The sequence below is a fragment of the Chelativorans sp. AA-79 genome, from assembly GCF_029457495.1.
GTDB lineage: Bacteria > Pseudomonadota > Alphaproteobacteria > Rhizobiales > Rhizobiaceae > Chelativorans.
The window spans coordinates 3,488,037-3,513,021 of sequence record NZ_CP120361.1 but is presented as its reverse complement, the minus strand read 5'-3'; the positions used below and the strand labels follow the sequence as shown (position 1 = coordinate 3,513,021).

Below are 24,985 nucleotides of genomic sequence, written 5' to 3'. Positions count from 1 at the left end.
CGCGGGGACCTAGACCGCGAGCTTTCGCAGCACCGGGCGCGGCGTCGTCAGCGTGTCGCGGATGCCCTCGAACGCCGCCAGGGATCCGACCGGGCCGATCGCGGTGACGGTGGGTTTGGAGGAGAACAGGCGCGCGGAAAGGCCCGCCAGACGTTCCACCGTCAGGCCCGCCAGGCGGTCCATCAACTCCTCCATCTCGATCGGCCGACCGTAGAGGAGGAGTTGCCGTGCGATCTGCGAGGCGCGGCTCGCCGGACTTTCCCGCGACATCATCAGGCCCGCGCGGTACTGCGCCCGCGCGCGGTCGAGTTCGGCCTGGTCGATGCGGTCGCCGGCCTTCTGGAGCTCGCCCAGGATGACCGGCATCAGTTCGCCGAGATCGCTCTGGCCCGTCGCCGCGTGAACGCCGAAGATGCCGGTGTCCGAAAAGCCCCAATGGAAGGCGTAGACCGAATAGCAGAGGCCGCGCTTCTCGCGCACCTCCTGGAACAGGCGCGAGGACATGCCGCCGCCCATGATCATGGAGAGCACCTGGGAGGCGTAGAAGTCGCGCACGTGATAGGCGCGGCCCTCGAAGCCGAGGATGATCTGCGCGTCCATCAGGTCGCGATGCTCGCGATAATCGCCGCCGACATAGTGGGAATATTGCGGGACGGCGGTTTCGGCCCTGTCTCGGAAGCTGCCGAGCCGCGCCTCGACCTCGCGCACGAACTCGTCATGACTGACGCCGCCCGCGGCCACCACGACCATCCGGTCTGCCCCGTACTGGCGTTCCAGGAAGCGCCGGAGTTGGTCGGACGTGAAGGATTCCACCGTTTCCGGGGTACCCAGGATCGAGCGGCCTATCGCCTGGTGGCGGAAGGCCGTCTCGGTGAAGCGGTCGAAGACCGCGTCGTCAGGCGTATCGTGCGCGGCGCCGATCTCCTGCAGGATCACGTGCTGCTCGCGCTCGAGTTCGTGGGAGTCGAACTTGGAGTCGGTGAGGATGTCCGCCAGGATGTCGATGGCGAGCGACATGTCGTCTCTCAGCACCCTTGCGTAGAAAGCGGTCGTCTCCACGCTGGTGGCGGCGTTGATCTCGCCGCCGACATCCTCGATGTCGGTGGCGATCTGAAGGGCCGTGCGCTTGCTCGTGCCCTTGAAAGCCATGTGTTCGAGCAGGTGGGCGATGCCGTGTTCATCGTCCCGCTCGTTCCGCGACCCCGATTTGACCCATATGCCCAGCGCAACCGACTCGAGATGCGGAAGGGTTTCGGTTGCCACCGTCAAGCCGTTCGACAGACGACTTACTTCTACGCCCATATGCTACTCGCTTTCTATCCTCCCGCCCTTGCGTGGCGGCTGATGTGATCTTCCACCATTTTCAGGTCCGAGGGAAGGACCGTGTAACTTTCCCGCCCTTCCATCAGGTTTCCGAGCCATGCGGGAAGGGCGGGCGAAACGCCGCAAGCGTCGGAAACGGCTTGCGGAAACTTCGCCGGGTGTGCCGTGGCGAGAACGACCATCGTTTCGCCCGGACGGGCCTTCTCGCGCGCGACCTTGAGCGCCGTCGCCGTATGCGGGTCGGCGAGATAGCCGCTCTCGCGCAGCGTTCCGGCGATCGTGTCGGCCGTCTCCCCCATATTGGCCCGCCCTGCATCGAAGGCGGAGCGGATGCCGGCAAGCGCGCCCTCCCTGATGGTGAACCCGCCCGATTGCCTCAGGCCATCCATAGAGGCGCGGATTTCCTCCGCCTTCCTGCCGGATGCCTCGAAGAGCAGCCGCTCGAAATTCGAGGAAATCTGTATATCCATCGATGGCGAAGTTGTGACGACGACGGAGCGCGTGGCGTATTCGCCCGTCTCGAGCGTGCGCGCCAGGATATCGTTCTCGTTGGTCGCGATCACCAGCCGGTCGATGGGAAGTCCCATGCGCTTGGCGGCATAACCCGCGAAGATGTCTCCGAAATTTCCCGTGGGCACGGTGAAGGAGACCGCCCGGTCCGGCGCGCCGAGCGACACCGCCGAAGTGAAATAATAGACGATCTGGGCCATGATGCGCGCCCAGTTGATCGAGTTCACGCCCGAAAGCGACATTCGGTCGCGGAAGGCGTGGTCGTTGAAGAGCCCTTTCACGAGGGCCTGGCAGTCGTCGAAATTGCCTTCCACGGCGAGCGCCTGCACATTCGCGGCCCCCGACGTGGTCATCTGCCGCTGCTGCACGGGCGAGATGCGTCCATGGGGGAAGAGGATGAAGACATCCGCCCGCGCCGATCCGGCGAAGGCGTTGATGGCGGCTCCGCCCGTATCGCCCGAGGTGGCCCCGACGATGGTCACGCGCCGGCCGCTTTCCGTGAGCACATGGTCCATGATGCGCGCGAGGAACTGCATCGCCACGTCCTTGAAGGCGAGCGTGGGCCCATGGAAGAGCTCCAGCACGAACTCGCCCGGCCCGGTCTGGACGATGGGGCAGACCGCCTTGTGGCGGAAGGTGGCGTAGCTCTCCTCGGTGATCCGTTTCAGCACCGCGTCGGGGATCTCGCCGCCGATGAAGGGCCGCATCAGCGTGAAGGCCGCCTCGGCATAGGGAACGCCACGCAGCGCGCGGATCTCGTCAGGGGAAAACCGCGGCCATTCGCGGGGGACATAGAGGCCGCCGTCGCGCGCCAGCCCCATGAGAAGCACATCCGAGAAGCCCAGCACCGGAGCCTCGCCGCGTGTGCTTACATATTCCATCGCCATTCGTCCGCTCCGCGATTTCCAGGGTAGACAGGAGAAAACAGCAATCAGCCAGTCGAAATTTCTCCGCGACGTTGGTATAGAACAGCCACCTTGTTCTAGGAAAGTGCAGATCGGGGGCTTCCATTTGCTTTACAGGATTCTTGTTTCGGGGGTGATCCTCGCGGGTTCGGTTCTGCTTTCTGCCTGTCAGTCGGGGGGATCCGGCGTCCAGCCGGCCGAGCCTCCGGCCGATGCGGTGCGCGAGAGCGAACTCAGGGCCTATTGCCCGCCAGTGAGCCTGCGTGACGGCACCGCATTCTACACCACCTATGAGCGGGGCGGTGAAGGGGACCCCGACCGGGTCATCTATCTCTCTTCGATCGCCGAGACCACGCGCGCCTGCAAATACGGGCAGGGGGCAGGCTCCGTGACGGTCGCCATCGCCGGCAAGGTGGTCCCCGGGCCGAAAGGCCGCGCGGGGAATGTGACCCTGCCGATACGCATCGTCATGCTGCGGGGGACGGAAGTCATCCACTCGCAGCTCTACAATCATCCCGTCGCCGTTGCCGACGTTTCCGGCGCGACGCAGTTTGTGCTGACGGTGCCCGATATCCCGGTGCCCGGCGGCATCGACCGCGGCGTCACGCTCATTGCCGGCTTTGACGAGGGGGGCGGGCGGTAGGCCTGTCTGCCGCCGCCGTCCGGCTACCCTTCCTCGGACCACTCCGATAGCGCTGCGACGGTGCTCCTGAGATCGGCCATGCGGCTGATCGTGGTTTCCGCGCCCGCTTCCATCAGCATGGAAGCGTGGCCCGGATGGCTGTGGGAGGCGCCGGTGAAGCCGATGACGCGCATGCCCGCGGCCCTCGCGCCGGCGATGCCGTGCACGGAATCCTCGATTACGATCGTGTTGGCCGGGGCCGCCCCCATCTTTTCCGCCGCGTGGAGGAAGACGTCCGGCGCGGGCTTCGGCCGCTTGGTGGGCGTGGCGAGCGAGGAGAAGATGACGCCCTCGAAGAGCGGCGCAAGCCCCGTCCGCTGCAGCATGGCCGCGATGCGCTCTTCCTTCGAATTGGAGCAGATGCATCTGGCCGTCGGCAGGGAGGCCACGGCCTGGGCCGCGCCGGGGATGGCCTTCACCTCCGCCCTCAGCCGCTCGTCCACCTTCGCCTCGGCCCTGTCGAGAAGGGAGGCCTGGAACAGCATCTGCGCTTCCTTCTCGATATGCATCAGGATGTCCCGGAAGGTGAGGCCGGAATAGCGCTCGGCCAGTTCCTCCGCCGTGATGTCGTGGCCCGCCTCGCGCAGCATCTCCGCTTCGACGCGGGCGGCGACGATTTCCGAATCGACCAGCACGCCGTCGCAATCGAAGATGACGAGATCGGGTTGGGGCATGGCGAACACTTCTCGGAGAGGGAGGAAAGATGCCGGGGAGATAGACCCGCAGCGCGGGCGGATCAACCGGCACGTCGCCAGAACGCCTGCTTCCGGCATTTTTGTCGCGCCTTACGGAATATTTACCCTCCTCGGTAACCATAACGGCAAGTTAAAGATTTGAGTCGAGGTTTGCGTATGTCCGCTTTGCGTCCTCTCGAGGAGCTTTCCCCGTTTCCTGCCAAGGCCGATTGGCTGGACACCATCCTGAGGGGCGACTGCGTCTCCGTTCTCGAACGGCTGCCGGAGAAATCGGTGGATGTGGTCTTCGCCGATCCGCCATACAACCTGCAGCTCGAAGGCGCCCTGCACCGGCCGGACCAGTCCCTGGTGGACGCCGTCGACGACGCGTGGGATCACTTCGACAGCTTCGCCGCTTACGACGCCTTCACGCGCGCCTGGCTTCTGGCAGCCCGCCGCGTGCTGAAGCCCGCAGGCACGATCTGGGTCATCGGCTCCTACCACAACATCTTTCGCGTCGGCGCGATCATGCAGGACCTGGGCTTCTGGATCCTCAACGACATCGTCTGGCGCAAGACCAATCCGATGCCGAATTTCCGCGGCCGCCGCTTCCAGAACGCGCACGAGACGATGATCTGGGCCTCGCGCGACCGCAACGCCAAGGGCTACACCTTCAACTACGAGGCCATGAAAGCGGCCAACGACGACCTGCAGATGCGGTCGGACTGGCTGTTCCCGATCTGCACCGGCAAGGAGCGCCTGAAGAACGCGGCCGGCAGCAAGGTCCACCCGACGCAGAAGCCGGAGGCGCTGCTCGCCCGCGTTCTCCTGTCCTCCACCCGGCCGGGCGACGTGGTGCTCGACCCGTTCTTCGGCTCGGGCACGACGGGTGCGGTGGCGAAGCGCCTCGGCCGCCATTTCGTGGGCATCGAGCGCGACCCGGATTACATCGCCGCCGCCAGCGAGCGCATCGCCGCCGTGGAGCCGCTGGACAAGGCGGCGCTTGCGCCGATGATGGCCAAGCGCGAGGAGCCGCGGATCGCCTTTGCGAGCCTCGTCGATTCCGGCCTCGTCAAGCCCGGCACCCAGCTTTATGACAGCAAGCGGCGCTGGGCGGCCCATGTGCGGGCCGACGGCACGCTCGCGGTCGGCCCGGAGACGGGCTCGATCCACCGCCTCGGCGCCCGTGTGCAGGGGCTCGACGCCTGCAACGGCTGGACCTTCTGGCACTTCGAGGAGGCGGGTGCTCTGAAGCCCATCGACGAATTGCGCCAGGTCGCCCGCCGGAGCGTGCAGGCAGTCGGGGCGTAGAACGCTCTGAATGCGCCGGCGCCCTGCTAAACCTCCACGCCGAACCGCCGCAAATCCTCCTTAAGCGTCTCCGTACTGACGAACTGCACGGCCTGCCAGCCGGCGGCCTGCGCGCCGGCCACGTTGAGGGCGTTGTCGTCGATGAAGAGCGTCGCCGCCGGCTCCAGGCCGAAGCTTTCCGCGTGGTGCTCGTAGATGGCGCGGTCGGGCTTGATCAGCCTGATCTCGCCAGAGACGGTGACCCCGCGCGGCCTTTCGAGGAACGTGAAGCGCCTGCGTGCCTCCTCGAATGTGTCGGAGGCGAAATTGGTGAGCATGGTCACGTCGTGACCGGCGTCGATCAGGCCTTCCAGGATCGCGACCGAACCCTCATAGGCGTGTGGGACCATCTCGTGCCAATGGCGCCGGAAGGCACGGATATTGTCCTCGTGCACGGGATGAAGCGCGATCAGCGCCGTTTCGGCGTCTTCCCATGCGCGGCCGCGGTCCTGCTCCAGGTTCCACTCGTGGGTGCAGACATTGTCGAAGAACCAGCGCCGCTCCTCCACATCGGGGATGAGCCGGGAATAGGGGATCTCGGGATCGTAATGGATGAGCACCTTGCCGATGTCGAACACGATGTGGCGGATTTCGCTCATTGGGTAATCGGTCTCCTTGCCTTGGTGGCGCCGGGTATAGCGGCTTCGATCGCCTTTTTCATGACGGTCGGCAGGGCTTCCCCGAGGAGTTCTTCGGGCGCCGACCACCAGTGGCCGGCGGGCGCGGCGAGCCCCTCGACCTCCGCCCGGAAGACGGAAAGATGGAGGGCGAAATGGGTGAAGACATGCGCCACAACCCCGCAGCCTCGCCAATCGGCGGGAAAGGGGGCGGCGGCGGCATCGCGCGCGCCGTCCTGCCTCGCGTTCCATGCCGTGGTCGGCACCTCGGTCATGCCCCCGAGCAGGCCCTTCACGGGCCGCTGCCGCAGGAGCACCGCCCCGTCCGCCCGGACGGCGACGAAGGCCGCGCCCTGCCGGGTCGGCTTCTCCGCCTTGGGCGCCTTGATCGGGAACAGTTCCTGCATGCCGCGTCCCCGTGCCACGCAATCGGCTGCCACCGGGCACAGGATGCAGGACGGCCGGCGCGGCGTGCAGATCGTGGCGCCGAGATCCATCATCGCCTGGGCGAAATCGCCGGGCCGCGTTTCCGGCAAGAGCGCCGCGACGATCTCGCGGATTTCGCCCTTGGCGGCGGGCAGCGGCGTTTCGATCGCCCTTAGCCGCGTGATCACGCGCTCCACGTTTCCGTCCACCACGGCGGCCGGCCGGTCGAACGCGATCGCCGCGATGGCCGCCGCCGTGTACTCGCCGATGCCGGGCAACGCCTTGAGAGCGCCTTCCGTGGCGGGAAAGGCGCCGTCATGGCGTTCCGAAACGGCCTCGGCGCATTTCTTCAGGTTCCGCGCACGCGAGTAATAGCCGAGACCCGCCCAGGCTTTCATGACATCGTCGATGTCGGCGGCGGCCAGCGCCTCGACGGTCGGCCAGCGTTGCAGGAACCTGTCGAAATAGGGTTTCACCGCGCCGACAGTCGTCTGCTGCAGCATGATCTCGGAAAGCCACACGCGGTAGGGATCGGGCCGATGTCCCCGCCGGATCTGATCCGGCGGCATGCGCCAGGGCAGGCGGCGGTGATGCCGGTCGTACCAGGCGAGCAGGGCATCGCCCACCTGGTTCCCGGCCTCCGTTTCCACCGCCGTCATTCGCTGTGTCATAGCTCTGCGTGATGCGTTACATTGCGCCCGAACGAGGAACAGCACATGACAGGGAAGATGCGCGCAGGCAATCCCGTACCCGTGAGCGATCTGGCGAGCGCGTTGCTCGATCCGGTCCTGCGCCGCCGCGCGGGTCTTTCCATCGACCTCGTCCAGTCGTGGCCGGAGATCGTCGGCGAACGTCTCGCCGGCCGCACACGGCCGGAGAAGATCGCCTGGCCGCGCCGGCTCCACGAGGAGGACCCGTTCGATCCCGCCACCCTGATCATCGCCTGCGAGGGGACGGCAGCGCTCCACGTGCAGCACGAGACGGGCGAGATCATCGCCCGCGCGAACGCCTTTCTCGGCTTTGCCGCGATCGGGAGGGTGAAGATCGTGCAGAAGCCCATCCCCGTGGCAAGGCCGGAAAAACGGCCTCCGGCGCGCGCCCTCGAAGAATCTGAACGGGAGAGGCTCGCATGGCTCACCCGGAAGATCGAGGACGATGGACTGCGCGAAAGCCTGGAGAGGCTCGGCGCCAGCGTCCTTGCCGCGCGCAAGAAGCCACCGCTCGCGAAGTCGTGAGCATCCTGCGGCAATTAGCATTTGGCCTCATGTTCAGGATGCCTTATTTCAGTTCGACTTTCGCACCATTTATCGACGCAGGGACGCTGGAGACCAGGTGATTCGCATGACTGAGACGACGACGCGCAGACGCTTTCTCGCAACCGTGGCCGCCCTTCCGGCGCTTTCCCTGCTGGGTGCATGCAGCGATGGCGGAGATGGAGAGGCCCGGGCGGACGAGGCGATCATCACTGGATCGACCGCTCCCGAGCCTGCGGGCACCGTGGATATGGAAAAGCTCCTCCAACCCGGTGCACTGCCGGAGAAGGCCCTCGGCCCCGAGGATGCGCCGGTGACGATCGTCGAATATGCTTCGATGACCTGCAGCCACTGCGCCAGTTTCCATGCCCACACATTCCCGGCGCTCAAGGAGAAGTATATCGACACGGGCAAGGTGCATTTCATCATGCGCGAATTCCCGTTCGACCCGCGCGCCGAGGCCGGTTTCATGCTCGCCCGCTGCGCGGAGGACAAGTATTTTCCGATGGTGGACGTGCTCTTCAAGCAGCAGAACAATTGGGCGCCGGTGCAAGATGCCCGCGCTGCATTGTTCAATATCGCGAAACTTGCCGGTTTTTCACAGGAGTCCTTCGAGGCTTGCTTGACGAACCAGAAGCTTCTGGACGATGTGAGGGCTGTACGCGCGCGCGGCGCCGAGTTCGGCGTGGAGGCCACGCCCACCTTCTTCATCGACGGGAAGAAGTATTCGGGAGCAATGTCGATTGAGCAGATGTCGGCGATCATCGATCCTCTGCTTTAACGCGGCCGGCATCGGCAACGATCTTTCCGCGCGCCGGGATGTGCGCGCATGAAGTTCACGAAGCTCCGTCTTCTCGGCTTCAAGTCCTTCGTGGAGCCGGGCGAGTTCGTGATCGAGCCGGGCCTGACGGGCGTCGTCGGGCCCAATGGCTGCGGCAAATCCAATCTCGTCGAGGCCCTGCGCTGGGTTATGGGCGAAAGCTCGTACAAGAACATGCGCGCCTCCGGCATGGACGACGTGATCTTCTCCGGCTCCGCGACCCGGCCGGCGCGCAACACGGCCGAGGTCACGCTTTTCCTCGACAATGCGGACCGAACGGCGCCCTCCGCCTTCAACGATGCCGACGAACTGCAGGTCTCCCGCCGCATCGAGCGCGAGGCGGGCTCGGTCTATCGCATCAACGGCAAGGAGGCACGCGCCCGCGATGTGCAGCTCCTCTTTGCCGACCAGTCCACCGGCGCGCGTTCTCCCTCCATGGTGGGGCAGGGGCGCATCGGCGAATTGATCCAGGCCAAGCCCCAGGCCCGCCGAGCCCTGTTGGAGGAGGCGGCGGGCATTTCCGGCCTCCACACGCGCCGCCACGAGGCCGAGCTGCGCCTTCGCGGGGCCGAGCAGAACCTGGAGCGGCTCGACGACGTGGTGCGCGAGCTCGAAACGCAGATCGAGAGCCTGAAGCGCCAGGCGCGCCAGGCCTCCCGTTTCAAGAACATCTCCGCCGAGATCCGCAAGGCCGAGGCCATCCTGCTCCATCTGCGCTGGTCGCAGGCCAAGGAGCAGGAGGCCGAGGCGAAGTCGGCGCTGTCGCAGGCGACGGCCCTGGTGGCCGAGCAGGCGAGCGCGCAGATGGAGGCCGCCAAGGAGCAGGCGATCGCCGCGAAGAGGCTGCCTGACCTGCGCGAAGCGGAAGCCGCCGCCGCGGCGGCTCTCCAGCGGCTGACCATCGCCCGCACGCAGGTCGAGGAGGAGGCCCGTCGCGTGCGCGGGCGTGTGGGCGAGCTTTCCAAGCGGGTCGAACAGCTCGATGCCGACATCGCCCGCGAGGAGCAGATGGTCCGCGACAACGCGGATGTCCTGAAACGCCTGGAGCTCGAAGAGGAAACCCTGCGCGAGGCGGAAGCCGGCGGAGGAGAGCGCGAGGCGGAGCTTCTCGCCGCGCTGGAGGAGGCTGCCACACTCCTGGCGGAGAGGGAGGACGCGCTGTCGGCGCTCACCGCCGCCAAGGCGGAGGCCGCGGCGACCCGCGCCCAGGCCGAACGCGCGGTGCGGGACGGAAACGAACGCCGTGATCGGCTGGCCCGCCAGCTTGAGGCGGCGGACCGGCAGCTCGGCGAGATCGCGGCCGAGATCGGCAGGCTTCCCGATCCGGCGGAAAAGCGCGGGGAATTGGAGGAGGCGGCCGCCGCGCAGGATGCGGCGGAAGAGGCCGTGGCTGCGGCCGAAACGGCTGTGGCCGATGCGCGCGCGGCGGAAGCCGCGGCCCGCCCGCCGGTGGCGGAGGCCCGCGCGGAACTGCAGCGGATCGAGACGGAATCGCGCACCCTCGCCAGGATCCTGAATGCCGGCGGCAATGATCTTTTTCCCGCCGTGCTCGAGCAGGTGCGTGTGGAGCGCGGTTTCGAGACGGCGCTGGGTGCGGCGCTCGGCGAGGATCTGGACGCGCCGCTCGACCCGGCCGCTCCCGCCCATTGGGGCGATGTCGAGCCCGCGGCCGGCGACCCGGCCCTGCCGGCGGGTGCGCGGGCGCTGAGCGACGTCGTGCGGGCGCCGCGCCAGCTCGCGCGCAGGCTGGCCCAGATCGGCATCGTGGATGCGGCAGACGGCGCGCGGCTGCAGCGGGACCTGAAACCCGGGCAGCGCCTGGTGAGCCGTGACGGTGCGCTGTGGCGCTGGGACGGCTTCATGGCGAGCGCCGATGCGCCGACGGCGGCGGCCCAGCGGCTTGCCCAGAAGAACCGGCTGGCCGAGCTCGACGGCGAGGCGGTGGCCGCGACGCGCAGGCTGCGCGAAGCCGAAGAGGCGCTCGCGCGGGCCGAGACCGCCGTGAAATCCGCTGTGGAAGCCGAACGGGAGGCGCGGGAGCGCCTGCGCGAGGTGCAGCGCGCCGTCACCGTTGCGCGTGATGCGCTGGCCGCGGCGGAGAAGGCTTCCGGTGAGCTTGCGAGCCGCCGTACCGCGCTCGAGGATGCTCGCGCCAGGCTTGTCGAGGAGCACGAGGAAGCGCAGCAGGCAGTGGCCGAAGCGGAGGCCGCACTTGCCACCGCTCCGGAAATCGCCGCACTTCAGGCACGGCTCGACGGCGTGACGGCCGAGGTCGCTCAGGCGCGCGGGAAGGCAGCGGAAGCGCGTGCTGCCCATGAGGGGCTGAAGCGGGAAACCGAAGCGCGCCAGCGCCGCCTCGCGGGCATCGCCGAGGAGCGCGACCGCTGGAAGTCCCGCGCGCAGAACGCGGACCAGCAGATCGCAGCCCTTTCCGAAAGGCGCGCGGAGGCGGCTGCCGAACTCGAAGACCTCATGGAAGCGCCCGACGAGATCGAGGCCCGTGGCCGCGCGCTCCTCACCCAGATCTCTGAGGCCGAGGCCCTGCGCAAATCCGCCGCCGACCGCCTGCAGGAAGCCGAGAATCGCCAGGCGGAGCTAGACAAGCGCGCGAACGAAGCCGTCCAGGCTCTTGCTTCTGCAAGGGAAAGCCGGGTTCGGGCGGAAGAACGCGAAGCCGCCGCGGAGGATCGGCGCAAGGACGCGGAGGCCCGCATCCAGGAAGCGCTGAACGTCCCGCCGCATCTCGTCATCCGCCAGGCCGAACTCAAGCCCGACGACCCGCTGCCCGATGTGGCGGAGGTCGAACGGCGGCTGGAGCGGCTGAAGATCGAGCGCGAGCGGCTGGGCGCGGTGAATCTGCGCGCGGAGGAGGAGCAGAACGAGCTTTCGGAGCGCCTCGACACCATCGTCTCCGAGCGCGAGGACATCATCGAGGCGATCCGAAAGCTACGCCAGGCGATCCAGAACCTGAACCGCGAGGGCCGCGAGCGCCTGCTGGCGGCGTTCGACGTGGTGAACGCCCAGTTCCAGCGCCTGTTCACGCATCTCTTTGGCGGCGGCACCGCCGAACTGCAGCTCGTCGAGTCCGACGATCCGCTGGAAGCGGGGCTGGAGATCCTCGCCCGCCCGCCGGGCAAGAAGCCGCAGACCATGACCCTTCTTTCCGGCGGCGAGCAGGCGCTGACGGCGATGGCGCTGATCTTCGCGGTGTTCCTCACCAATCCCGCGCCCATCTGCGTGCTCGACGAGGTCGACGCGCCGCTCGACGACCACAATGTCGAGCGCTTCTGCAATCTGATGGACGAGATGGCGCAGTCGACCGAGACCCGCTTCGTCATCATCACGCACAATCCCATCACGATGGCGCGCATGAACCGGCTCTTCGGCGTGACCATGGCCGAGCAGGGCATAAGCCAACTCGTCTCCGTCGACCTGCAGACGGCCGAACGCTTGCGCGAGGCGAGCTAGGCGCTACGGCGCCGCTTCAGCGCCGTCGACCGGCTTCGTGGCCGTGCTGAACGGCGACGCCGTTTGGCGACGCATTTGGCCGAAGAGCAGGAACGTCCTATTATGGCGGCACGGTATCCTCGTGATTGCCGAGCGATGACCGGGACGGCGAAGGAGCAGCGAAGTGGAAGACACCAAGACCGAAGTCCTGGCCCTTGCGGGCGAGCTCTCCCTGGCGTTGAAGGGGCTCCACCGCGCGCTCATCCATGCCGAAGCCGGCGAGGACGCGACGCTGCAAAACCCCTATACGCTGCTCTTCGCCGTCATCGGCGATCCGCGTTTTGCCTGGACGAGCGGGCTCTCGCAGCTCATCGTCCGGCTGGACGAGATGCTGGCGGACGGTGAAATCTCCTCGCCCGCCGACCTTCTCCCGTTCCGCGAGGAAGTCGCCCGCCTGCTGGGCGAGGAGGAAGGCGAGAGCGCCGAATTCCGCCTGCGCTACCTGAACCTGCTGCACAAGGCGCCCGATGTCGCGCTCGCCACCGGCAGCCTGCGCCAGGTGCTGGCGAAGCTGCCGGCCAAACCGGAATAGCGGCAGAGCATCTTTCAGCCGAGCGATCCCGCTCTAGCTCTCGCTCCACACCGCAAGCTCGTTGCCGGCCGGATCGGTGAAGTGGAAGCGCCGCCCGCCGGGGAAGGGGAAGATCGGCTTCACGATGCGCCCGCCCGCCTCTTCCACGCGCCGCAGCGTTTCCTCCAGCTCGTGCGAGTAGAGGACGGGCAGCGGCTTGTCGCTGCCCTCCAGCGGGCTGCCGAAGAAACCGCCGTCGAGCCCCTCGCTGAAAGCGGAATAGCTGGGGCCGTAATCGGTGAAGGTCCAGGAAAACGCGTTGGCATAGAAGGCTTTCACGCTGTCGAGCGAGCCGCCGGTCGCCGGCATCTCAAGATAGTCGAGCTTTCCCGTCTCGCGCATCGTATCGCTCCTTGTTCCTGATATGTTCCATTCTGCCGCTCTCTTCCTGCCGCGTCAAGGGAGGTTTGGAAAACCAAATCGATTCAGTTGAAAGACGCGGACCATCCCGCCTTGCCATATCCGCGGACGGCCCTTATCGCTCATGTTGCGGTGCGGGAGGCGCCGCGCGATCTGTGGGGTTGCCATGACCAAATGGGTGTACAGCTTCGGGGACGGCCAGGCCGAGGGCAGGGCGTCCGACAGGAATCTTCTGGGCGGCAAGGGGGCCAATCTGGCCGAGATGTGCAGTCTCGGCCTGCCGGTGCCGCCTGGCTTCACCATCACGACCGAGGTCTGCACCCATTATTACGCGAACGGCCAGAACTATCCGGCCGAGCTGGAAGCGCAGGTGAACGGGGCGCTGCAGGAGGTGGGCCGCATAGCTGGCCGCCGCTTCGGCGATCCCGAGCGGCTTCTTCTGGTCTCCGTGCGGTCGGGTGCGCGCGCATCCATGCCCGGCATGATGGACACGGTGCTCAATCTCGGGCTCAACGACCTGACGGTGGAAGCGCTGGCGGCCGACGCCGGGGATGCGCGCTTCGCCTATGACAGCTATCGCCGCTTCATCCAGATGTATGGCGATGTCGTGCTGGGCCTCGACCACGAGGTGTTCGAGGAAATTCTTTCGGACGAGAAGGCGCGGCGGGGTTATGATGTCGACACGGAGTTCTCCGCCGACGAGTGGAAGGAGGTCGTCGGTCTCTACAAGGAGCGGGTGGAGAGCGAACTTGGAAAACCGTTCCCGCAGGACCCGCGCGAGCAGCTATGGGGGGCCATCGGCGCCGTCTTCTCGAGCTGGATGAACCCGCGCGCCATCACCTATCGCAGGCTGCACGAGATCCCGGAGAACTGGGGCACGGCCGTGAATGTCCAGGCCATGGTGTTCGGCAATATGGGCGACACCTCGGCCACCGGCGTCGCCTTCACGCGCAACCCGTCGACGGGCGAGAAGGCGCTCTATGGCGAGTTCCTGGTCAACGCCCAGGGAGAGGACGTCGTGGCGGGCATCCGCACGCCGCAATGCCTCACCGAGGCCGCGCGCCGCGAGGCGGGCTCCGACAAGCCCTCGCTCGAGAAGGTCATGCCGGAGGCCTTCGCGGCTTTCGTGGAGATCGCGGAAAAGCTCGAGAGCCACTACCGCGACATGCAGGACCTCGAATTCACCATCGAACGCGGCAAGCTCTGGATGCTGCAGACCCGTTCCGGCAAGCGCACCACCAAGGCCGCGTTGAAGATCGCGGTGGACATGGCGAATGAAGGGCTGATCTCGAGGGCCGAAGCGGTCTGCCGCATCGATCCCGCATCGCTCGACCAGCTTCTCCACCCGACCATCGATCCCGCCGCCAAGCGCGACATGATCGCCGTCGGCCTGCCGGCTTCGCCCGGCGCGGCAACGGGCGAGATCGTCTTCACGTCCGACGAGGCGGAGGGAATGGCCGGCCAGGGCAAGCGTGTCATCCTCGTGCGCGTGGAGACGAGCCCGGAGGACATCCATGGCATGCATGCGGCCGAGGGCATCCTCACCACGCGTGGCGGCATGACGAGCCACGCGGCGGTGGTTGCGCGCGGCATGGGCAAGCCCTGCGTTTCCGGCGCGGGTACGTTGCGCGTGGATTTGCGCATGGGCACGATGACGGCCATGGGCCGGAGCTTCAAGCGCGGCGACGTGATCACCATCGACGGCTCGACGGGCCAGGTGCTGGCGGGGGCCGTGCCGATGCTGCAGCCGGCACTCTCCGGCGATTTCTCCACCATCATGAGCTGGGCGGACGAGCTGCGCCGCATGAAGGTGCGCGCCAATGCCGAAACACCCGTCGACGCCCGCACCGCGCATTCCTTCGGGGCGGAAGGGATCGGTCTCTGCCGCACCGAGCATATGTTTTTCGATGACGAGCGCATCCTTGCCATGCGCGAGATGATCCTTTCGGATACGGAGAGCCAACGCCGCGCGGCGTTGGCCAAGCTCCTGCCCATGCAGCGCGCCGATTTCGTCGAGCTGTTCGAGATCATGGCCGGCCTGCCCGTCACGATCCGCCTGCTCGATCCGCCGCTGCACGAGTTCCTGCCGCGGGGCGAAGCGGAGATCGCCGAAGTGGCGGCGGCCATGGGCGTGGATGCGGAAAAGCTGCGCCAGCGCACCGAGAGCCTGCACGAGTTCAACCCGATGCTCGGTCACCGCGGCTGCCGGCTCGCCATATCCTATCCCGAGATCGCGGAGATGCAGGCCCGCGCGATCTTCGAGGCCGCGGTGGAGGCGGGGCAGAAGACCGGCGCGCCCGTGGTGCCCGAGATCATGGTGCCCCTGGTCGGCATCGCCTCGGAACTCGCCTTCGTGAAGGCCATCGTCGACGACGTGGCGAAGAAGGTGCAGGAGGAGCGTGGAAACGCGATCGACTATCTCGTCGGCACGATGATCGAACTGCCGCGCGCCGCCCTCAATGCCGGCGAGATCGCCCGCGCGGCGGAGTTCTTCTCCTTCGGGACAAACGACCTGACGCAGACCACCTTCGGGATCTCGCGCGACGATGCGGGAAGCTTCCTGGAAACCTACCGCGGGAAAGGCATCATCGAGCACGATCCGTTCGTCACGCTGGATGTGGATGGCGTGGGTGCTCTCGTGCGGATTGCGGTGGAGAAGGGCAGGGCCGCCCGTGAAGGCGTGAAGCTCGGCATTTGCGGCGAGCACGGGGGCGACCCGGCCTCGATCGTGTTCTGCGAAGAGGTCGGCCTCGACTACGTGTCCTGCTCGCCCTTCCGCGTGCCCATCGCACGCCTTGCTGCCGCGCAGGCAGCCTGCAGGAAGGCCTGAAAGCGTATATCAGGAAAGCCTGCGGAGGCTCTTCACCACGTCGGCATAGGCGATGGCGACACGCGCGATCGTCATGTCGCTGGTCTCGGCGTCCTCGATGCGAAGCGGCCCGCCGTCGGTTGGCTGGGCGACAAGGGCCAGCTTGCGGCCGCCGTCCGAATCGAGCGCCACGGCCGCGAGCCAGTCATATCCCGACACGCCGTCCATCCGCATGCGGAACAGGAGCTCGCCGCCCACCCGTTCCAGGGCTTGGCGTACGGCACCTTCGAAGCCGAGTTCCAGGAAATTCTGATGCCGGAGAGCCAGTTCAAGCTCGACGATTTCCAGTGACGGAGAGGCGCTTTCGTCCTCCAGTAAGTCTGATCCCATTGCCTACCATCGCTTCCCCCGGCCCATAAGTCACTCTAAATGAACGAAGATACAGTAAAGTTCCGTGTGCTCCTTATAACGATTCGGGGCTGGCCGTGATCTTTCTGGAGATCGGTCGCAATCGAAGGAGCCGGCCTTCGCCGGTAAAGCGGCTGGAGTGGCCGGGGGCCGATGAGGCGTTTTGACCGCTCCTTCGCAAACCGATAAGAAGCGCGACGGAGTTTGGGTGGAAATCTATGCCGGCAGTACTGGAACGACGCGTTTCGTCGGCCGCGCCATGGTCGCGAAGGTTTGGCGCCTTTGCGGTGGCGCTCTTCCTGACCTCGGCCATTTCCCATCGCTTCCGGCTCATCGACACCGTGCCGTTTCTCTGGCTGCTTGGCTTGTGCTTCCTCCTGGCGGTGCTCGGCCTGTCAACGGCCATCCTCGCATTCGCGCAGATGTGGCGGCGCGGGGTGGGCGGCCTCGGCACCGCGACACTCGGTGCGCTTCTTTCCCTGGTGGCGCTCGGTCCCTATGCGGTCTCCGCATATGGTTTCTCCGTCAACCCGCCCCTGAACGACGTTTCCACCGATCCCGCCCGCCCGCCGCCGCTTGGCTTCGCCACGGCCCTGCGCGTGCCGCCCATGACCCCGGTCACCCCGCCGACGGCTGAAGGCGTCATCCTCCAGGCGGAAGCCTATCCGGACCTGAGCGGCCGGCTCTATGAGCAGGCCCGCGAGATCGTCGTGGAAAGGGTGATCGCGCTCATGCGCGACCGCGGTTGGCAGGTCGTCGCGCCGGTGCGGCCGGACGATGCGACCGACACCGTCGTGATCGAGGCCGTGGCGCGCTCCTATCTGCTGGGCTTTCCGTCCGATGTCGCGGTGCGGATCGAGGACCGGGGCGAGGCGACCTATGTCGATATGCGGTCGGCCTCGCGCTACGGCCGTCACGATCTCGGGGAAAATGCGGTTCGGATCAGGCGCTTTCTCAGCGATCTCGATGAGAGCGTCCAGACCCGTCCGTTGCTGTGACCCTATATAGGCAGGAAGACGGCATCGAGAGACGGGGCGCCCTGCGAGCGGACTCGTCCCCGCGCCGCCAGATCCTCCAGATGGGCAAGAACCGAAAGCGCTGCCGCGCCATGCAGGCGCGGATCCGTATCGCGATAGATCGCCCGGACGACCTCCGCGATCGTCCTGTCGCCGGCGGCAAGCCGCTCCAGGATCGCGCGTTCCCGCATTCTCCGATGGGTCTTCAGCCCGCGCAGGAACTGCTGTGGCCTTGAGACCGGGCCGCCGTGGCCGGGCAGAAGCAGGCGATCGTTCCGGGCGATCAGCTTGTCGAGCGAGGCCATATAGTCCGCCATGGCCCCATCAGGCGGCGCCACGATAGTGGTCGACCAGGCCATCACATGGTCGCCGGAAAAGGTGATCCCCGTCCCCTCGAGGGCGAAGGCGGAATGGTTGGCGGCGTGGCCGGGCGTATGGACCGCCCTGATCGACCAGCCATCCCCCTCGACGAGCATGTCGTCCGCGAGGGCGATGTCGGGATGGAAATCGAGGTCGGCACTCGCATCGAGCGGGCTGACCTCGCCGATCGCCAGTGGACGCGCCGGGCGATGCGGGCCCTCTGCCGCGATTCGGGCGCCGGTGATCTCGGCCAGGCGGCGGGCGAGCGGGGAATGATCGCGATGCGTGTGGCTGACGAAGATGTGGCTGACCGGACGGCCGCCGATGGCCTGCAGCAGCGCTTCCAGCTGTGCGGGGTCGTCCGGGCCCGGATCGACGACGGCGAGGGCGCCGCCACGGTCGACGAGATAGGAATTCGTGCCGTGGAAGGTGAAGGGGCTCGGATTGCGCACGGTGATCCGCTTCACGCCCGGGGCGATGTCGACCGGCTCGCCGTAGCGCGGTTCGAAATGCGTGTCGAATTCGAGCGCCATTGCCGTTCCTTCTCGCATGGGGAGCGTGTTGCCGCCTACCACGGAACCGACTATAGAAGAACGCGCGTTTGAACAAACCATTCTGCAAGGAGGCTCCATGTCGCAGGCGATCGCTTCTCGACCGCTCGTTTCCCTCGCCATGCCCGAAACGGGTGCCGCGCGTCTTTTGACGCAGGGCTTCCTCGTCCTCGCCGGGACGCTCGTCCTGACCTTGTCCGCCAAGACGAAGGTGATGCTCGGTCCCGTGGACCTTTCCCTGCAGACCCTCGCGATTCTCCTGATCGCCGCTTGCCTCGGCACCCGGCTCGCGGTCGCCACGCTCCTGCTTTATCTGGCCGAAGGCGCGATGGGGTTCCCGGTTTTCCAGAGCACGCCGGAAAAGGGCATCGGCCTTGCCTATATGGCCGGCCCGACCGGCGGTTACCTGATCGGTTTCGTCGTCATGGCCGCCATCGCGGGCTACGCGGCCGACCGTGGCTGGGATCGCAACATCGTCAAGCTCTTCGGGGCGATGCTTGTGGCCGAGGTCGCCATGATGGCGCTCGGCTTCGGCTGGCTCACCGTACTCATCGGTACGGAGAAGGCCTGGACCTTCGGTGTCCTGCCCTTCATCGTGCCGGACCTGATCAAGGTGGCGCTCGCCGCCTGCCTCGTGCCGGCAGGCTGGGCCGCCCTGCGCGGCTTGGGGATCGCCCGCTGAGGTTCCTTCACGGACGGATATAGAAGACAAGGCCATGGGCGAGGAAATTCGCCCATGGCCTTTTCGCTGGCTGAGGGTTGTGAGACATGGCGGTTCTGGTGACGGGCGGCGCCGGCTATATCGGCAGCCATATGGTGTGGGAACTGCTCGACCACGGCGAGGAGGTCGTGGTGCTCGACCGCCTCTCCACCGGCTTCGATTGGGCCGTGCCCGAGGCGGCCGAACTCGTGGTCGGCGATATCGGCGATCAGACGCTGGTGGAAGAGACGATCAGGCGGCGCGGCGTGGACGCGATCATCCATTTCGCGGGCTCCATCATCGTCCCCGAATCGGTCGCCGATCCCTTGGGCTACTACTTCAACAACACCGTGAAGTCGCGCGCGCTCATCGAGAGCGCCGTGTGCTGCGGCGTGAAGCACTTCATCTTCTCTTCCACCGCCGCCGTCTACGGCACCCCGCGCACGAATCCGGTGACGGAGGAGGAACTGCTTCAGCCGGAATCACCCTACGGCACCTCCAAGCTGATGACGGAGATCATGCTGCGCGACACCGCCGCCGCGCACGACTTCGCCTATACGGCGCTGCGCTACTTCAATGTTTCGGGCGCCGACCCGAAGCTGCGCACCGGCCAGTCGACCAAAGGTGCCACGCATCTGATCAAGGTCGCCTGCGAGACCGCCACCGGCAAGCGCCCTTCCATGGATGTCTTCGGCACCGACTATCCGACGCCGGACGGCACCTGCGTGCGCGACTACATTCACGTCTCGGATCTCGTGAATGCGCACTATCTCGCATTGCGGCGCCTGCGGAGCGGCGCCGGCAGCCTGGTTGCCAATTGCGGCTATGGCAGGGGCTATTCGGTGCTGGAAGTCATCGATGCGGTGAAGCGCGTCTCGGGCAAGGACTTCAACGTGGTCGAAAGCGGCCGGCGTCCGGGCGATGCGGTCGCCATCGTGGCGAGCGCGGAACGCTGCGTCTCCGAACTCGGCTGGCGGCCGGCCCATGACGATCTCCAGGAGATCGTCAGCCACGCGCTCCGCTGGGAGGAGGCCCTGGCCAGGCGCAACCGCTTATGACCCGCGCCAGACAGTCCTGAGCATCAGTTCCAGGTCGAGCCGTACCGACCAGTTCCGCAGATATTCCGCATCGGTTTCCGCCAGCAGAACCGGCTGGGACATGTCGATGCCGCGCACCTGGGCGAGCCCCGTGATGCCTGGGGCGGCCGCGAGCACGCCGCGCCGCGCGCGCTCGCGGATGAGCTCTTCCTGCGTGGGCAGGCAGGGGCGAGGGCCCACGACGGCCATCTCGCCCCTGAGAACGTTCCACAGTTGCGGCAGCTCGTCGAGCTTCGTGCGCCGCAGCACCTGGCCGACCGGTGTCACCGCGCTCTTCTGTGCTTCATGGGTGGGAACCGCAGGCGTGCCGGCCGCCATCGTGCGCAGCTTGTAGCAGCGGAAGGGCGCACCGTTTCGCCCGATCCGCGTCTGTACGAAGATCGCCGGCCCCGCGGAGGTGACGCGGATGAGCGCTACGGCGACGAGGATCACGGGCAGCGCCACCACCAGGCCGGGGACCGCCACGGCCAGGTCTATCATGCGCTTGATCTGCCGCGCGCGCCTGTTCTGCGGAAGCATCGGCTCGATCACCGGACCGGCGAATGGCGTTTCCTCGTTCACGCCCGGCGCCGCAGATCCTTGCCCGAAGACAGCGCGGACAGATCGGGCACGGCGGAGGGCCGGCCGCTTTCGATGAGGCCGAAGAGGACTTGGCGCATGGCCGCCACGTCGCCATGCTCCAAGGCGAGCTTCAACTGGGCGACCATCGCGGGTATCTGGTCCGTCTTGCCGAGCTGCTGCGCCGCGCGCAGGATCTTGGGATGCCGGGTCGTGCTCACGCCGCTCGGATCGTAGAACAGCTCCTCGTGCAGCTTCTCGCCGTCGCGCACGCCGATCGTGACGACCTCGATGTCGCCGTCGGGATTGTCCTCGTTGCGCACGCTGAAACCCGCGAGCATGATCATGTCTTCGGCGAGCTGGCGGATCTTGATCGGCTCTCCCATGTCGAGGAGGAGGATGTCGCCGCTGCGCGAAAGCGCCCCCGCCTGCACGATCAGCTCGGCGGCTTCGCGCACGGACATGAAATAGCGCGTCATCTCCTCATGCGTGAGGGTGACCGGGCCACCGGCTGATATCTGCTCCTTGAACAGCGGCACCACGGAGCCGCTGGAGCCGATGACGTTGCCGAACCGCACGGAAGAGAAGACGCGGCCTTCGTTCCGACGGCAGGCCTCCGTGCCGTAATGGCGCACGATGAGCTCCGCCCACCGTTTGGTCGCGCCCATCACGCTGCTCGGCCGCACGGCCTTGTCCGAGGAGATGAGGATGAAGTTCCTCACATCGCTCGCGCAGGCTTCCTCCGCCAGCGTCAGGGTGCCGAAGACATTGTTCCGCACGCCCTCGAGCGGATTGCCCTCGACGAGGGGGACATGCTTGTAGGCGGCGCAATGATAGACGGTGTGCACCTCCTGCTCGCAAAGCGTATGGCGTACGAGACGTGCATCGCAGATCGAGCCGAGCACCGGCACGACGGGGAAGCTGCCATAGCGCCGCAGCTCCCGCTCGATCTCGTACAGGCCCAGCTCGTTCATCTCGAACAGGACCAGTTTCGCCGGGTTCGCCTGGGCGACGGTGCGGCACACCGCCGAGCCGATGGAGCCCGCGGCGCCGGTGACCATGATCACTTTGCCTTCGACGCTCGACTGCATCAGCGCGGGATCGGCCGGCACCGGCGAGCGCCCCAGAAGATCGTCGATATCGATGTCGCGGACATAGCTGACGAGATATTTGCCCGCCGCCACGTCGGCGATCGACGGCAGCACCCGGATCTTGACCGGGAACCGGCCGAGGCGCGCCACCAGGTCCCGCCGCCTGCGCGTGCTGGAGGAGGAGGCCGCGATGATGACCTCCTGCGCCTCCGTGTCGGCCAGGAGTTCTTCCAGTTTGGTCGACGGATAGACCCGGATCCCGACGATTTCCATGCCGTGCAGGCTGCTGTCGTCGCTGACGATGCCGACCACGTGCCGGTCACCCGAAGCGCTCAGCGCATCGGCAAGCTGCACCGCCGCGTCGCCGGCGCCGTAGATCAGCACGCGGCTCCTTTTTGCGGGATTGGCGATGCTGCCGTTGAGCAGCCATTTGATACCGAGCCTGCTGCCGATCACGCCGACGAGACTGCCCGCCCAGTAGAGGACGGCGATCGTGCGCGGCACGCCCTCGGCGCCGTAGGAAAGCGTGATGAAGACGAGCCCGACCCAGGCGAGGGTGGCGAAGGTGACGGCCCGGATCATCGTCCAGATCGCCCGTTCCTGCAGATAGCGCAGCACGGCGCGATAGAGCCCCATGCGGATGAAGATGGGAATGGCGATGGCCGGCGCGGCCAGGATGAAGAGCGTCTGCTCGAAATTCGGGACGAAGAAGCGGTTGAAGCGGAAACAGAAGGCAAGCCAGATGATCGCCATCAGGCCGACGACATCCGCCAGGAGCAGCATGATCCGCTTCGTCCGGCGCGAGCGCATGTGGAGCCACTCGACCGCCCCTCTCAATCGCATATCACACCCTCGGTCAGTCGCATGCAAATCAACGGAGATGCCTGCGGGCGCGCTCCGTTCCGGTCCCTAACGGCAGATCGTCCTAGCAGCAAACCCGCCGGAGGTCGATCAATTTGCGTTACGGCCGTTTGCAGGAAAAAGCTCTATATTGTGTATATTTCCCGGGCGCCGAAGCGGCCATGGCTTTTGGCCGTTGCGCCCCATCCGCGAAACCAATATATGAGCGGCTCCGGCAGGCTCTGCCTGCGTTGGGGCGTAGCCAAGCGGTAAGGCAGCGGTTTTTGGTACCGCCATTCCCAGGTTCGAATCCTGGCGCCCCAGCCAAAACGGGCGGATTGCCCTGATCTTGTCCGGCCAATCGGCTGCGACCTGCCCCAGTTCTCAGCTTTGCCAGGCCGCGACGATATCGGTCTGCGGGAAATCATCTCCCTTGAAGAGCAGCGGCAGATTGCGGGTCTTCGCCAGCGCATACGCAAAGAGATCGCCGAAGTTGAGCGACGCCGGATGGCCGTTCCGCTTGCCGTAGGAAACAAAAGCCTCATAGGCGGCCTGCGTCTCCTCCGGTCCGGGAGGGACGATTTCGAAGAGAGGATCGTTGAGGAAGCGGTCGAGTGAAAGCACGCCGGGGTGGCCACGTCGGCCATACATAACCATTTGAGCTTCCACCACTGAAACCGAACTGACAAGCACTTTTCCGGCGTCCTTCATGGTCTCGACGAACAGCGGGCGTTCGGGCTCGGCGAGTTGAACGGCTATGATCGCCGACGTATCGGCGACGATCACTTAGGCAGCCCCCATTCGTCCCATTCCAGAGGGTCAAAGGCATCGGGGCGATCGGGTATGCGATCGATGTCCGCGAGATATGCCGCCAAGCGACGGTCGATTTCACTGCGTTCCACATCACGGCCGGAGATTGAAGATTCCTCCGCCTTCACGAGCTTGGCGACGGGCTTGCCGCGATTGGCGATGATGACCTCCTCGCCGGCCGCGGCCGTCTTCACGAGCTCGGAAAGCCGGTTCTTCGCTTCCAGGATATTGACCTGCATGGGTGCGCTCCATAATTCCTGGCCAACAAGGCTAGCATAATTAGCCAGAAATGTGGAGTGCCGCGCCCGCTCGTCAATCCTATGCCTCGATCAGCCTGCGCAGTTCCTGCACCTTTTCCTCCAGCAGCTTCTGGTCGGCGCGCGTCTCCACGTTGAGGCGCAACAGCGGCTCGGTGTTGGAGGCGCGCAGGTTGAAGCGCCAGTCGTCGAAGGCCATGCCGAGCCCGTCGATGGTCTCGAGCGCCGGGTTGAAGCGCTGGTAATGACCCGCCACCCTGTCCTGCACGGCCTTGGCGTCCGCCACGGTGAAGTTGATCTCGCCGGAGCAGGGGAAGGCGGCGATGCGCTCCTCCAGCGTTTCGGCCAGGCTGACCCCGGTGGCCGAAAGCTCGCAGACCACGTCGAGCCAGGCGAGCATGCCCGAATCGCAAAAAGCGAAGTCGCGGAAATAGTGGTGCGCGCTCATCTCGCCGCCATAGACGGCGTTCTCCTCGCGCATCATGCGCTTGAAATAGGCATGGCCCGTGCGGCAGGCCTTGGCGACGCCGCCCGCGCTCTCCACCACGTCGATCGTGTTCCAGGTCAGCCGCGGATCGTAGAGGATGGTGCCGCCCGGCGCCTTCTTGAGCAGGCGCTGGGCGATCATGCCGACGAGATAATAGCCCTCCACGAAGCGGCCCTTGTGATCGTAGAGGAAGCAGCGGTCGAAATCGCCGTCCCAGGCGATGGCGAGGTCCGCGCCGTGGTCGATGACGGCCTGGCTGGCCTTCTGGCGCTTCTCCGGCAGCAGCGGGTTCGGCACGCCGTTCGGCAGCCACGGATCGGGATCATGGTCGATCTTGATGAAGGTGAAGGGCAGGTGCTTTTCCAGAAGATCGATCACCGGCCCGGCGCAGCCATTGCCGGCGTGGCAGACGATCTTCATGGACTTCAGGTCCTGCCCGGCGACCTCTTCCAGCAGGCGCTCGATATAGAGATTGCGGTCGCAGATCGGGTGAAGCGTGCCACGCTCCGCGTAGCTCCGGGCCGTCGGGAACACCTTGTCGGAGCGCAGCAGTTCCTCGATGGGGTCGAAGGCGTTGTCCGGCGTGGCCGCCGCAGCCCCTTCCAGCACCATCTTGATGCCGTTGTAGTCGGGCGGGTTGTGGCTGGCGGTCACCATGAGGCCCGCATCCGCGCCCGAGTGGGCGGTGTGGAAATAGACCTCTTCCGTACCGCACTGCCCGACTGGAAGCACGTCCACGCCGCTGTCCAGAAGCCCTTGCGTCAATGCGCCGGCAAGCGCGGGACTGTCGAGCCGCATGTCGTGGCCGACCACGACGGATTTCGTGCCCAGCGCCTCTTTCGTCGCCTGGGCGAAGCGGTAGGCGAAGGGGGTGTTGATCTCTTCCGGGATCCGGCCGCGAACGTCATAGGCCTTGAAGGGAGCACTCATGCGTTTCCTGTCTCCTGGTCTGGCGCGCAGATAGCTATGTGTTAGATGTGAAAATTGTGCAACGCAAACGCCA

The 24,985-nt window shown here is 66.2% G+C and carries 23 protein-coding genes and 1 tRNA gene; 11 read left to right on the top strand and 13 right to left on the bottom strand.

Translation table 11 applies throughout. The features are described 5' to 3' along the window. Positions 1–9: 9 nt before the first annotated feature. A complete protein-coding gene (locus PVE73_RS17155; RefSeq protein WP_277363403.1) occupies positions 10–1,302 on the bottom strand; it encodes a pitrilysin family protein in 1,293 nt (430 codons plus the stop codon). Between the two features lie 14 nt (positions 1,303–1,316). Continuing rightward, positions 1,317–2,714, bottom strand: coding sequence for a threonine synthase (gene thrC, locus PVE73_RS17150; protein ID WP_277367493.1), 1,398 nt, complete (start codon positions 2,712–2,714; stop codon positions 1,317–1,319). Positions 2,715–2,844: 130 nt separating this feature from the next. Between thrC and PVE73_RS17145 the strand changes: the two genes are divergently transcribed. After that, entirely contained in the window at positions 2,845–3,381 is a 537-nt protein-coding gene (locus tag PVE73_RS17145; RefSeq protein WP_277363402.1) for a hypothetical protein, read from the top strand. 23 nt (positions 3,382–3,404) lie between these two features. On the opposite strand, the gene PVE73_RS17140 is transcribed toward PVE73_RS17145, so the two are convergent. Then, the gene (locus tag PVE73_RS17140; RefSeq protein WP_277363401.1) at positions 3,405–4,094 is read right to left on the bottom strand and encodes an HAD family phosphatase; all 690 of its coding nucleotides are present in this window, start codon (positions 4,092–4,094) and stop codon (positions 3,405–3,407) included. 177 nt (positions 4,095–4,271) lie between these two features. Between PVE73_RS17140 and PVE73_RS17135 the strand changes: the two genes are divergently transcribed. Further along, positions 4,272–5,405 (top strand): site-specific DNA-methyltransferase, encoded by a 1,134-nt coding sequence (locus PVE73_RS17135; protein ID WP_277363400.1) that lies wholly within the window; start codon positions 4,272–4,274, stop codon positions 5,403–5,405. A 26-nt stretch (positions 5,406–5,431) separates the two neighbouring features. On the opposite strand, the gene PVE73_RS17130 is transcribed toward PVE73_RS17135, so the two are convergent. Together PVE73_RS17130 and mutY are read right to left on the bottom strand one after the other, a co-directional pair. Further along, complete coding sequence (locus tag PVE73_RS17130) at positions 5,432–6,043, bottom strand: HAD-IA family hydrolase (RefSeq protein WP_277363399.1); 612 nt, start codon at positions 6,041–6,043, stop codon at positions 5,432–5,434. After that, positions 6,040–7,146, bottom strand: a complete 1,107-nt coding sequence (gene mutY, locus PVE73_RS17125) for an A/G-specific adenine glycosylase (protein ID WP_277363398.1) — start codon at positions 7,144–7,146, stop codon at positions 6,040–6,042. Before mutY ends, PVE73_RS17130 begins: the two co-directional genes overlap by 4 nt. Positions 7,147–7,203: 57 nt before the next feature. Between mutY and PVE73_RS17120 the strand changes: the two genes are divergently transcribed. The 4 genes from PVE73_RS17120 (at position 7,204) to PVE73_RS17105 (ending at position 12,599) form a co-directional block, all read left to right on the top strand. After that, a complete protein-coding gene (locus tag PVE73_RS17120; protein WP_277363397.1) occupies positions 7,204–7,722 on the top strand; it encodes a DciA family protein in 519 nt (172 codons plus the stop codon). A gap of 106 nt (positions 7,723–7,828) precedes the next feature. Then, positions 7,829–8,521, top strand: a complete 693-nt coding sequence (locus PVE73_RS17115) for a DsbA family protein (RefSeq protein ID WP_277363396.1) — start codon at positions 7,829–7,831, stop codon at positions 8,519–8,521. A gap of 48 nt (positions 8,522–8,569) precedes the next feature. Further along, a complete protein-coding gene (gene smc, locus PVE73_RS17110) occupies positions 8,570–12,028 on the top strand; it encodes a chromosome segregation protein SMC (RefSeq protein WP_277363395.1) in 3,459 nt (1,152 codons plus the stop codon). 163 nt (positions 12,029–12,191) lie between these two features. Continuing rightward, positions 12,192–12,599 carry a hypothetical protein gene (locus tag PVE73_RS17105; RefSeq protein WP_277363394.1) on the top strand — a complete coding sequence of 136 codons (408 nt, stop codon included), beginning with the start codon at positions 12,192–12,194 and terminating at the stop codon, positions 12,597–12,599. Positions 12,600–12,632: 33 nt separating this feature from the next. Here PVE73_RS17105 and PVE73_RS17100 read toward each other — a convergent pair whose 3' ends face one another. Continuing rightward, positions 12,633–12,980, bottom strand: coding sequence for a VOC family protein (locus PVE73_RS17100; RefSeq protein ID WP_277363393.1), 348 nt, complete (start codon positions 12,978–12,980; stop codon positions 12,633–12,635). Positions 12,981–13,164: 184 nt separating this feature from the next. Here PVE73_RS17100 and ppdK point away from each other — a divergent pair, with 184 nt between their 5' ends. Continuing rightward, on the top strand, positions 13,165–15,828 hold the full coding sequence (gene ppdK / locus PVE73_RS17095) for a pyruvate, phosphate dikinase (protein WP_277363392.1): 2,664 nt from the start codon (positions 13,165–13,167) through the stop codon (positions 15,826–15,828). 9 nt (positions 15,829–15,837) lie between these two features. Here the strand turns inward: ppdK and PVE73_RS17090 are convergent, their stop codons facing one another. Further along, a complete protein-coding gene (locus tag PVE73_RS17090; protein ID WP_277363391.1) occupies positions 15,838–16,197 on the bottom strand; it encodes a hypothetical protein in 360 nt (119 codons plus the stop codon). A gap of 236 nt (positions 16,198–16,433) precedes the next feature. Here PVE73_RS17090 and PVE73_RS17085 point away from each other — a divergent pair, with 236 nt between their 5' ends. After that, complete coding sequence (locus PVE73_RS17085; RefSeq protein WP_277363390.1) at positions 16,434–17,213, top strand: DUF1499 domain-containing protein; 780 nt, start codon at positions 16,434–16,436, stop codon at positions 17,211–17,213. A gap of 2 nt (positions 17,214–17,215) precedes the next feature. On the opposite strand, the gene PVE73_RS17080 is transcribed toward PVE73_RS17085, so the two are convergent. Next, positions 17,216–18,124: an MBL fold metallo-hydrolase gene (locus tag PVE73_RS17080; RefSeq protein ID WP_277363389.1), complete on the bottom strand. Its 909-nt coding sequence runs from the start codon at positions 18,122–18,124 to the stop codon at positions 17,216–17,218. A 97-nt stretch (positions 18,125–18,221) separates the two neighbouring features. Between PVE73_RS17080 and PVE73_RS17075 the strand changes: the two genes are divergently transcribed. Then, entirely contained in the window at positions 18,222–18,824 is a 603-nt protein-coding gene (locus PVE73_RS17075) for a biotin transporter BioY (protein WP_277363388.1), read from the top strand. An 86-nt stretch (positions 18,825–18,910) separates the two neighbouring features. Next, positions 18,911–19,900 (top strand): UDP-glucose 4-epimerase GalE, encoded by a 990-nt coding sequence (gene galE / locus PVE73_RS17070; protein ID WP_277363387.1) that lies wholly within the window; start codon positions 18,911–18,913, stop codon positions 19,898–19,900. Here galE and PVE73_RS17065 read toward each other — a convergent pair. Next, the gene (locus PVE73_RS17065) at positions 19,895–20,419 is read right to left on the bottom strand and encodes a sugar transferase (protein ID WP_277367492.1); all 525 of its coding nucleotides are present in this window, start codon (positions 20,417–20,419) and stop codon (positions 19,895–19,897) included. The two genes, galE and PVE73_RS17065, sit on opposite strands and share 6 nt — an antisense overlap. Before the next feature lie 77 nt (positions 20,420–20,496). Next, complete coding sequence (locus PVE73_RS17060; RefSeq protein ID WP_277363386.1) at positions 20,497–22,431, bottom strand: nucleoside-diphosphate sugar epimerase/dehydratase; 1,935 nt, start codon at positions 22,429–22,431, stop codon at positions 20,497–20,499. A gap of 249 nt (positions 22,432–22,680) precedes the next feature. On the opposite strand from PVE73_RS17060, the gene PVE73_RS17055 reads away from it, so the two are divergent. Continuing rightward, positions 22,681–22,755: transfer RNA gene (locus PVE73_RS17055), tRNA-Gln, on the top strand. A gap of 57 nt (positions 22,756–22,812) precedes the next feature. Here PVE73_RS17055 and PVE73_RS17050 read toward each other — a convergent pair. From PVE73_RS17050 to PVE73_RS17040, 3 genes are all read right to left on the bottom strand, one after another. Then, the gene (locus PVE73_RS17050; RefSeq protein WP_277363385.1) at positions 22,813–23,214 is read right to left on the bottom strand and encodes a type II toxin-antitoxin system VapC family toxin; all 402 of its coding nucleotides are present in this window, start codon (positions 23,212–23,214) and stop codon (positions 22,813–22,815) included. Continuing rightward, on the bottom strand, positions 23,211–23,477 hold the full coding sequence (locus tag PVE73_RS17045) for a type II toxin-antitoxin system prevent-host-death family antitoxin (protein WP_277363384.1): 267 nt from the start codon (positions 23,475–23,477) through the stop codon (positions 23,211–23,213). Before PVE73_RS17045 ends, PVE73_RS17050 begins: the two co-directional genes overlap by 4 nt. Positions 23,478–23,556: 79 nt before the next feature. Further along, positions 23,557–24,912 (bottom strand): phosphomannomutase, encoded by a 1,356-nt coding sequence (locus tag PVE73_RS17040; RefSeq protein WP_277363383.1) that lies wholly within the window; start codon positions 24,910–24,912, stop codon positions 23,557–23,559. Positions 24,913–24,985 lie beyond the last annotated feature (73 nt).

Excerpts from the sequence above, each read along its gene's own strand:
- PVE73_RS17155 (WP_277363403.1), bottom strand. The coding sequence starts at position 1,302 with ATGGGCGTAGAAGTAAGTCGTCTGTCGAACGGCTTGACGGTGGCAACC.
- thrC (WP_277367493.1), bottom strand. The coding sequence starts at position 2,714 with ATGGAATATGTAAGCACACGCGGCGAGGCTCCGGTGCTGGGCTTCTCG.
- PVE73_RS17140 (WP_277363401.1), bottom strand. The coding sequence starts at position 4,094 with ATGCCCCAACCCGATCTCGTCATCTTCGATTGCGACGGCGTGCTGGTC.
- PVE73_RS17135 (WP_277363400.1), top strand. The coding sequence starts at position 4,272 with ATGTCCGCTTTGCGTCCTCTCGAGGAGCTTTCCCCGTTTCCTGCCAAG.
- PVE73_RS17130 (WP_277363399.1), bottom strand. The coding sequence starts at position 6,043 with ATGAGCGAAATCCGCCACATCGTGTTCGACATCGGCAAGGTGCTCATC.
- mutY (WP_277363398.1), bottom strand. The coding sequence starts at position 7,146 with ATGACGGCGGTGGAAACGGAGGCCGGGAACCAGGTGGGCGATGCCCTG.
- PVE73_RS17120 (WP_277363397.1), top strand. The coding sequence starts at position 7,204 with ATGACAGGGAAGATGCGCGCAGGCAATCCCGTACCCGTGAGCGATCTG.
- PVE73_RS17115 (WP_277363396.1), top strand. The coding sequence starts at position 7,829 with ATGACTGAGACGACGACGCGCAGACGCTTTCTCGCAACCGTGGCCGCC.
- smc (WP_277363395.1), top strand. The coding sequence starts at position 8,570 with ATGAAGTTCACGAAGCTCCGTCTTCTCGGCTTCAAGTCCTTCGTGGAG.
- PVE73_RS17100 (WP_277363393.1), bottom strand. The coding sequence starts at position 12,980 with ATGCGCGAGACGGGAAAGCTCGACTATCTTGAGATGCCGGCGACCGGC.
- ppdK (WP_277363392.1), top strand. The coding sequence starts at position 13,165 with ATGACCAAATGGGTGTACAGCTTCGGGGACGGCCAGGCCGAGGGCAGG.
- PVE73_RS17090 (WP_277363391.1), bottom strand. The coding sequence starts at position 16,197 with ATGGGATCAGACTTACTGGAGGACGAAAGCGCCTCTCCGTCACTGGAA.
- PVE73_RS17085 (WP_277363390.1), top strand. The coding sequence starts at position 16,434 with ATGCCGGCAGTACTGGAACGACGCGTTTCGTCGGCCGCGCCATGGTCG.
- PVE73_RS17080 (WP_277363389.1), bottom strand. The coding sequence starts at position 18,124 with ATGGCGCTCGAATTCGACACGCATTTCGAACCGCGCTACGGCGAGCCG.
- PVE73_RS17075 (WP_277363388.1), top strand. The coding sequence starts at position 18,222 with ATGTCGCAGGCGATCGCTTCTCGACCGCTCGTTTCCCTCGCCATGCCC.
- galE (WP_277363387.1), top strand. The coding sequence starts at position 18,911 with ATGGCGGTTCTGGTGACGGGCGGCGCCGGCTATATCGGCAGCCATATG.
- PVE73_RS17065 (WP_277367492.1), bottom strand. The coding sequence starts at position 20,419 with ATGATAGACCTGGCCGTGGCGGTCCCCGGCCTGGTGGTGGCGCTGCCC.
- PVE73_RS17060 (WP_277363386.1), bottom strand. The coding sequence starts at position 22,431 with ATGCGATTGAGAGGGGCGGTCGAGTGGCTCCACATGCGCTCGCGCCGG.
- PVE73_RS17045 (WP_277363384.1), bottom strand. The coding sequence starts at position 23,477 with ATGCAGGTCAATATCCTGGAAGCGAAGAACCGGCTTTCCGAGCTCGTG.
- PVE73_RS17040 (WP_277363383.1), bottom strand. The coding sequence starts at position 24,912 with ATGAGTGCTCCCTTCAAGGCCTATGACGTTCGCGGCCGGATCCCGGAA.